Consider the following 6,316-nt stretch of genomic DNA (forward strand, 5'->3'; position numbering starts at 1 on the left):
AGGAACGTTCATGACGATTACAGTAAAATTGGCGGGTGGTGCACAGGGTTTCAACTGGTTACCGGTCTTCGTCGCTGAAGAGCAGGGCCTGTTCGAGAAGCGCGGGCTCAAGATTGATTATCTGCGCATGGGCAGCGTCGACAAGGCGACGATTGCCGTCCTAGATGGCGAGGCAGATCTCGCGATCACACCGCCTGAAGGCGCCATTTCAAACTACGTCAAAGGCGGCGAGCTCCGTGTGCTGGCGTCGAATTCCAACCGTCTTCCCATGTCGATCGTGGCAGATGCTTCGATCAAGTCGATCGCCGAACTAAAGGGTAAGAAAATCGGCACCTCGTCGCTGACCGAGGGAACAGCGATCTACACGCAGATGCTGCTTGCCCGTGAGGGACTGCAATACCCAGGTGACTATGAATTTGTTCTCGCGGGCATCCACACCAAGCGCTGGGAAGCGTTGCAGGCTGGCGAGATCGATTGCGCGCCGCAGCCTGCGCCATGGAATTTCGTGGCGGACAACGCGGGATACAATCTGATCGGCGAGGTCAACGACGTCATCCCGGAAATCCTGTTTGCCGCGCTCATCGCCAACAAGGGTTGGCTTGACGCGAACCGCGAAACGGTCGGGAAGCTCGTGGAGGCGCTGGTCGACGCCTATGTGATCACCAACGATCCCGCGATGGAGGAGATCACGCTGCCAATCTTCCAGCGTATCACCGTGCCGGACGACGCAGTTCTGGCTCGTCGTGGGCTACGTTACATGCGTGATATGGGCATGTGGCCGCACGGCCTCGCTATTCCAGACAAGGCGCTGGAGACTACCATCGACCTGATGATCCGCGCGGGCCTGCTCGATGAAGGAAACCGGACATCGGCCACTCGTGTTTTTGATTGCTCCTATCTCCAAAAGGTAATTGGGTGATGGTTTTACCTTGCCGGGAGGCTGAATCAGACGGCGGGCATGATTTACTCCGAAGATGTACTCGCTCCGCGCGATATGGCAAAAAGCAACCTACTGGTTGGCTCACCCGCGAAGTATCAGAGCCTGCGCCGCAAATGCTATAGCAACGAATTCAGCGGCACAAACGCATAGGCCTTGTCGCCATTGCTGCGCACGTGACCGAGTCCGGGAAACGGCAGGTGCGCGCCCCCGATAAGGTAGCCGTTCTTCGCCGCGTCTTCAAAGATGCGCCAATGCTCCTGTTTCGCCTCGGCGCTGTCGACGTCGTATCCGATGGTGACGGTCGGGTCGGCAAACTGCACCGCGGCGACATGGACGATATCGCCCCACGCCAGGAGCTTTTCGCCCTTGCTCTCCACGACGTACATCGTATGCCCGGGGGTATGCCCATATGCTGGCTGCGCACGCACACCCGGGATCAAGTCGGTGATGCCGTCAAACGTCTTGAGCTGGCCGGCTCGCATGTACGGAGACACGGAAACCATGGCGGCTTGAAAGAAACGCTTGGCTTCGGTCGGAGCAGCGCGCATGTTTTCCTCGTTCAACCAGTAATCGGTATCGCGCTTGTCGGCGCGGACGATAGCGTTGGGAAAGGCTCGCTGGTCCCCGGCGATCAGACCGCCGATGTGATCTGCGTGCATATGGGTGAGATAGATCTCGTCCACCTGCTCTGGCCGATACCCTGCCGCCCGAAGATTGTTTAGCAATTGGCCCGTGTGCGGCCCTAATAGAGTGCCGGCGCCTGCATCGATCAACACCAGCTTGGTGCCGGTATTCACAAGAAAGGAATTGTGGGAGGTCTCGACCTGCTCTCCGAGAAAGTTACGTTTTAGCGCTTCAGCGATCTGAGAGGAGTCCCCTTGCAGCAACTTCATGGCCGCAAGCGGAAGGTGGCCGTCGGAAAGCACCGTTACCTCGCAGTCCCCAATCATCAAGCGATGGAAGCCAGGCGCCTCGCTCTTTACCATTGGAGCGTCAGCGAGCAGGGGCCCGGACACCAGGCAACCAAGGCAGAGGCACGAGGCAGTAAGAAGGTAACGGCGGGTGAGTTTAACCGGTCTGGTTTGGGTCATTGCTGGCTTCCTTGAGGCTGTCGAATCTCGGATCAGGCGGTTGAGCATCACGCAGGCGCACGATCAATTTCCCCCGTCGTAACTGGGCTCAGCCGCATTGCTGTATCGGACAAGAACGTTTCACGTCGCATCATCTCCGTCCAATTTATAATTCGACGGAACCGTCATCATCATGGTGAATGATGTGTGGCTTGATAAATATGATCGTGGTGCTCCATAGCGGCGAGGGCCGCTTGGCAGCCCCATCATTGCGCCTCCCCGATCACTGCCATGAAGTCGCACTGGATCAACGACGGGCCGTCCACCAGCAGGGGTTGGGAGTGTCGGGCCGGACGGCTTGCGGCGTCCGGAAACATGCGGAGCCATTCCTCATTCAGTGGCCCCCGGTTGTCGCGGTCGCGCAAGTAGACGGTCATCTTGATGATGTTCTCCGTGCTTCCGCCGGCAGCCTCGACAATGGCTTTCATATTGGCGAATACGTTGGCGCACTGGGCGAGCAGGTCCACCGGCATGGCGTGCGTGGCGGGGTCTACGCCATGGATCGCGCCCGAGATGATCAGGTTACCGATGCGACAGGCGTTGGGCACCGGGTGCTTGTGGGCGAGGCCCTCGACGGTGATACTCTTACGGCGGCTCATGGTCAGGTTGCCTCGTGTTCCGCCCCGTCAGGCGCAATAGCCATTGTCAATTGAACAATCATCTATCTTCTCCTCACATTCTTTTGCATGCGCCGTCCGGTCGTCGGCCGCATCGCGGGCCGGCTTTCTGCGGACGTGGGGGCAGCCTCTCCGTTACTGGCCGCCGCCGGGACGAGGCGGTCACGGCCTGCCGGGGATGGGCTGTTCCGTCGGAGCCGACGCCGCAGCAATCGACCGATCGCCCCCGTCCGCTGCGGGGCCAAAGCCCGGCGCAAGGTTGATGCCTTTCGTCTCAGGAAGCAGCAGGGTGGCAAAGATCGCGATGCTGTAGCCCGACAGCGCGATCAGCCCGATGGCCTCGGCCAAGGTAATCCACTGGGCAAGAATGCCGATGCAGGAGACTGCGACGGCGCCGGCCGCCTTGCCGAAGTTGTAGGCGAAGCTTTGGCCGCTGCCGCGAACGGCGGTAGGGAACAGCTCGGTGAAGAACGGGCCAAGCGCTGCGTAGTTGCCGATTGTGAAGAAGCCGAACGGCACACCCATCAGAATTAGTGCCCACCCGGACAAAGGCAGGAACATGTACGCGATGGTCACAAGCCAGGAGCAGACCAGAAACAGCTGGAACGTCCGCCGTCGGCCGAGCATGTCAGACAAATAGGCGCTTGCCAGAAAACCGAAGAACGAACCGCCGGTTACCAGGAAGACATAATACCCCGAGGCGCTTGGCGACAGCTGCCGGACCGTCTTCATGAACGTCGGCAGCCAGTTCACAATGGCCCCGCCGACGCCGATCACGCCGAACGCCAGCAGCGACGCCAGGATCGTGATCGGCAGCATGTCCGGCTGGAAGATCGCCCCGAGCCCGGGGCCGCGACCGGCCGCCCTTATTGCAGCGCGAGTCTGCTGGTAGAGCTCCGGCTCCTCGATGGTGCGACGCAGGTACAGCACCAATAGGCCGGGCAGCACCCCGATCATCAGCAGCATTCGCCAGGCGTAATCCGCCGGTACGTAGGCCAGGACCACGCCGGCCAATATCGCCGCCATGCTCCAGCCGATGCCGAAGCCGCTCTGGACGCAACCCACCGCCTTGCCGCGATGGGCAGGCCGGATGATCTCACCCATCAGCACCGCACCGGCGGCCCACTCGCCACCGAAGCCCAGCCCTTGCAGCACGCGCAGAACGATGAGCTGTTCGAAGTTCTGGGCAAAGCCCGCGATGAAGGTAAACAGCGAGAACCACAGAATGGTGAATTGCAGGACGCGCACGCGACCGATGCGGTCCGCCAGGTAGCCACATGCCCAGCCGCCGACGGCCGCGGACATGAGGGTCGCTGTGGCCAGGTAGCCTGCCTGCGCCGTCGTCATGCCCCAGGCGGCGATGAGGACGGGGAGCACAAAGCTGAAAAGCTGTGCGTCCATCGCGTCGACCGCCCATCCGGCAAAGCATCCCCAGAACGTATTTCGCTCCCGCTTTGTCAATTCACGATACCAGCTGAACATTTGGTTCCTCCCAATGTTTGACTTTGTCTCCGGCTCAGCCGGTCACACGACGAGCGGCGTCAACCCTCCGTCCATGGTCAGCGACGCGCCGGTCACGTAGGACGCACGGGCGCTCGCCAGATACAGCGCCGCATCCGCCACCTCCTCCGGAGCGGCATAACGCCCGAGCGGTATGCGCTGCTGGTTTTGACGCAGCACTTCTTCTGGCGGCTTTCCGGTCGCGCGCGATTCCGCCTCCAGGGACATCTGCACCCGGCCCGTCATGGTCGCTCCGGGATTGATGACGTTGACGCGGACGCCGGCGTGGCCCCACGCCGCGGCCAGCCCTGCGGAAGCCAGCATCAGAGCCGCGTTTGCCGCTCCGCCGGGGAGGTGGATCGGTGAGGCGATCTTGCCGCCGGTGCCGATAATGTTGACGATCGCGCCCGTCCGCCGCGACACCATCCGCGGCAGGACGTAGTCCATGACGTTCATATACGTGAAGAACTTCGCGTCCATTGCCACGCGCCACCTGTCCGGTGTCAGTTCACCTGGGGGCACGCGCACGGCGCCGCCGGCGGAATTGACCAGCACAGCTACCGGTCCGACCTCATCTTCGGCCGCGACCACCGCCCGTTCAGCCGCCGCCTCGTCGGACAGGTCCGCCGCGAATGGTGTGACTTCGATGCCATCCGCTGCCAATATTGCCTGGGCGGCAGCCAGATTGTCCCGGCTGCGTGACACGATAACCACGCGGGCGCCTTCGCTGCCGAAGGCGCGGGCACAGGCAAGGCCGATGCCCTTGCTGCCGCCGGTGATTAGAACGACTTTCCCGTCAAGCTCGAGGTTCATTGCACATGCTCCTGTTTCACCACATCCGGGTTATGGATGTTGATCGGGGTACCCTTGGCGAAGGCTACGATCTGATCGAAGGCGTTGCCGTAGGCGAATTCATAGTTGTCGCGCTCTACATAGCCGAGATGCGGCGTGCACAGGGCGTTCGGCAGCTGCAAAAGCGGGTCCGCCGGGTCGGTCAGCGGTTCGTGCTCGAACACGTCGAGCGCGGCCTTCCCGGGCCGGCCGTTGTGCAACGCCGCCACAAGCGCCCCCGGCTGGATCAATTCCGCCCGGCTGGTGTTCACCAGCAGCGCCGTCGGCTTCATCAGGGCAAGCTCGTCGGGGCCGATCAGGCCGGTGGTCTCCGCGTTGAGGCGAAGGTGCAGGCTGAGCACGTCCGCCTGCTCGAATAACGCCTGCTTGCTCGCGGCAATCGGGAAGCCCTCGGCCTTCGCCCGGTCCAGTGAGCCCTGCCGTCCCCAGATTAGCAACTCCATGCCGAACGCCACGCCGATCCGCGCCACCATCGAGCCGAGCCGGCCAAAGCCGTAGATCCCCAGCGTTCGGCCGCGCAAGCCCAGCCCGACGGTGCTCTGCCAAGCGCCCTCGCGCAGCGCCGCGCTTTCGAGCGGGATGTTGCGCATCGCCGCCAGGATCAGACCCCAAGTGAACTCGACTGTGGGATAGGACGGGCGTTGGGTCAGGGCCGAGGACACCATCACGCCCTGCCGCGTGCACGCCGCGAGGTCGATGTGCGGTAGGTGACCGCTCTGGCTGATCAGCTTAAGATTCGGCAGGCGGCTGAGCAGCGCTTCACCGATCTTGGTGCGCTCGCGCAACAGGACCAGCACGTCGGCGGCGGCCAATCGCTCGGCCAAGACGTCCACGTCGGCCATCGCGTCGTTCCAGATGGTAACGTCGTGGCCTTTCAGCTTGGTGAAGCAGTCGAGCGTACGGACGACATCCTGGTAGTCGTCGAGAATGGAGACATGCAGTCTCCGCATAAAACCGGCCATGGCATCACTCTTTCGTTGGGAGATCGGCAACCGCGGTGCCGGCGTCGATCGCCGTGCATTTCTCGTGCTCAAAGGCGGCCTTGGCAAGCGCCCGTTCCAGCACCTCGGCAGCCCGGGCGATCGGGATGAAGCACACGCCGGTTTCGTCGGCGACGACGATGTCGCCGGGCGAGACGCGGACGCCAGCGATCTGGACGTCGCCGTTGATCTCCACCGTCTCGATGCGCCATTTTCCCGTCACCGGGGTAATGTCGGTGGCCCAGAGCGGATAGCTGACCCGACGGGAATGGTCGACATCGCGGATGCCGCCGAAGA

At 62.3% G+C, this 6,316-nt stretch carries 6 protein-coding genes and 1 pseudogene; 1 reads left to right on the forward strand and 6 read right to left on the reverse strand.

The window, feature by feature from the left end; translation table 11 throughout:
* Nucleotides 1–10 precede the first annotated feature (10 nt).
* Complete coding sequence (locus tag AAAC48_RS25370; protein ID WP_340656858.1) at nt 11–919, forward strand: ABC transporter substrate-binding protein; 909 nt, start codon at nt 11–13, stop codon at nt 917–919.
* 137 nt (nt 920–1,056) lie between these two features.
* Here the strand turns inward: AAAC48_RS25370 and AAAC48_RS25375 are convergent, their stop codons facing one another.
* The 6 genes and pseudogenes from AAAC48_RS25375 to AAAC48_RS25400 all read right to left on the reverse strand — a co-directional run.
* Nucleotides 1,057–1,926, reverse strand: a complete 870-nt coding sequence (locus AAAC48_RS25375; protein WP_340656859.1) for an MBL fold metallo-hydrolase — start codon at nt 1,924–1,926, stop codon at nt 1,057–1,059.
* Between the two features lie 350 nt (nt 1,927–2,276).
* Nucleotides 2,277–2,669, reverse strand: a complete 393-nt coding sequence (locus tag AAAC48_RS25380; protein ID WP_340656860.1) for a RidA family protein — start codon at nt 2,667–2,669, stop codon at nt 2,277–2,279.
* A 180-nt stretch (nt 2,670–2,849) separates the two neighbouring features.
* Nucleotides 2,850–4,169, reverse strand: coding sequence for an MFS transporter (locus AAAC48_RS25385; RefSeq protein WP_340656861.1), 1,320 nt, complete (start codon nt 4,167–4,169; stop codon nt 2,850–2,852).
* Between the two features lie 42 nt (nt 4,170–4,211).
* Nucleotides 4,212–5,000, reverse strand: coding sequence for an SDR family oxidoreductase (locus AAAC48_RS25390; protein ID WP_340656862.1), 789 nt, complete (start codon nt 4,998–5,000; stop codon nt 4,212–4,214).
* Complete coding sequence (locus tag AAAC48_RS25395; RefSeq protein ID WP_340656863.1) at nt 4,997–6,001, reverse strand: D-2-hydroxyacid dehydrogenase family protein; 1,005 nt, start codon at nt 5,999–6,001, stop codon at nt 4,997–4,999. Before AAAC48_RS25395 ends, AAAC48_RS25390 begins: the two co-directional genes overlap by 4 nt.
* 4 nt (nt 6,002–6,005) lie before the next feature.
* Nucleotides 6,006–6,316, reverse strand: a pseudogene (locus AAAC48_RS25400) (RraA family protein); the annotation flags it as partial.

The sequence above is a fragment of the Phyllobacterium sp. genome, assembly GCF_037994405.1.
GTDB lineage: Bacteria > Pseudomonadota > Alphaproteobacteria > Rhizobiales > Rhizobiaceae > Phyllobacterium.

Excerpts from the sequence above, each read along its gene's own strand:
- AAAC48_RS25370 (WP_340656858.1), top strand. The coding sequence starts at position 11 with ATGACGATTACAGTAAAATTGGCGGGTGGTGCACAGGGTTTCAACTGG.
- AAAC48_RS25375 (WP_340656859.1), bottom strand. The coding sequence starts at position 1,926 with ATGGTAAAGAGCGAGGCGCCTGGCTTCCATCGCTTGATGATTGGGGAC.
- AAAC48_RS25380 (WP_340656860.1), bottom strand. The coding sequence starts at position 2,669 with ATGAGCCGCCGTAAGAGTATCACCGTCGAGGGCCTCGCCCACAAGCAC.
- AAAC48_RS25385 (WP_340656861.1), bottom strand. The coding sequence starts at position 4,169 with ATGTTCAGCTGGTATCGTGAATTGACAAAGCGGGAGCGAAATACGTTC.
- AAAC48_RS25390 (WP_340656862.1), bottom strand. The coding sequence starts at position 5,000 with ATGAACCTCGAGCTTGACGGGAAAGTCGTTCTAATCACCGGCGGCAGC.
- AAAC48_RS25395 (WP_340656863.1), bottom strand. The coding sequence starts at position 6,001 with ATGGCCGGTTTTATGCGGAGACTGCATGTCTCCATTCTCGACGACTAC.